The sequence below is a fragment of the Mucilaginibacter sp. OK283 genome (genome assembly GCF_900110415.1).
Lineage (GTDB): Bacteria > Bacteroidota > Bacteroidia > Sphingobacteriales > Sphingobacteriaceae > Mucilaginibacter.
This window is the reverse complement of the sequence record NZ_FODR01000036.1, coordinates 1-1,032: the sequence shown is the minus strand read 5'-3', so window position 1 is coordinate 1,032 and position 1,032 is coordinate 1. Positions and strand designations below refer to the sequence as shown.

1 protein-coding gene is annotated in these 1,032 nt (G+C 38.6%); it reads right to left on the bottom strand.

The genetic code is table 11. The features are described 5' to 3' along the window. Positions 1-15: 15 nt before the first annotated feature. The gene (locus BMX56_RS29785) at positions 16-924 is read right to left on the bottom strand and encodes an IS982 family transposase (RefSeq protein ID WP_090653370.1); all 909 of its coding nucleotides are present in this window, start codon (positions 922-924) and stop codon (positions 16-18) included. Positions 925-1,032 lie beyond the last annotated feature (108 nt).

Sequence of the window (1,032 nt, the reverse complement as noted above, 5' to 3'; positions counted from 1 at the left end):
TAACGTGAGTTCGGGTTAAGCGGCTAAGAATAATTGACTATCCTGGTTTTCAAAAACGATATTTAGCGATGGTTTTTTCGGAAAGAATGAGTAAGCGGCCAAAGCGCCGAGGATATTGAGCAAGAAGTTGGCAGCAGATCGATGGCGGGTATGCTGAAGCTTGCAGATATTTTTCAACTCATCGTTGACACATTCGATAATGGCTCTTTTGCGAAGCATTATTTTATCTTGCTGGCTTAGGTTAACGTTTTTCATATTTTTTTTTGGTTTAGCCACCATCTGAACCCCATTTCCCCAAAGTAAATCCGCAAGTGCTTTAGAAACGTAACCTTTATCGCCAAAGAGTTTGCCGAAGATGGTTCTGGTCATATCTGAAAAATGCCTCCAGTCACGGTCATCCACATTACCTTTGGTAAGATAAAATGATAATATTTCACCCCGGTCATTGATGATCAGGTGCAGTTTAAAGCCATAAAACCAACCTATAGAACACTGTCCTCTTTCAGCCTGATCTTTAAACACCTGATGCTGGTGTATTCTGCGGTTATGACATACTTTTAAATGTGTTGAATCTATAAAGCTTAACCCCCTGCATTTACCAAGGCAATTCATTTTAACGTACAGCATAAATAATACGGCTGATCGTGGCTGAAGTTCGACAAAGCGGTTATAAGATACCAGGCCCGGAAACAAATCATTCAGATGCGGCTGGGCAAAATGAATATAAAAAGACTTCAGGTTGGTGAACTGGCCATAATGGAAAGCAATCATCAGCGTAATAACCTCGCTATTACATAATCCCGCTTTTCTGTTCCTCTTGCCTAAAGATTGGTCTTCAATAAGTTGCTTTTCAAGTTCTGGGATTATTTCTTTGCAAAAGTCGTCAACGTTTACAAAAATTTCTATAATTTTATCTCTGAGCATAGGGCTTTGGTTATAGTTAATAAATTGATTGTCAACTATTTATAAACAAAAACCATGCCCTTTGCTCTCTTTTTATACACTTTTCTTATCCCGAACTCACGTTAAATA

Coding starts and splice junctions, on each gene's coding strand:
- BMX56_RS29785 (WP_090653370.1), bottom strand. CDS start 924: ATGCTCAGAGATAAAATTATAGAAATTTTTGTAAACGTTGACGACTTT.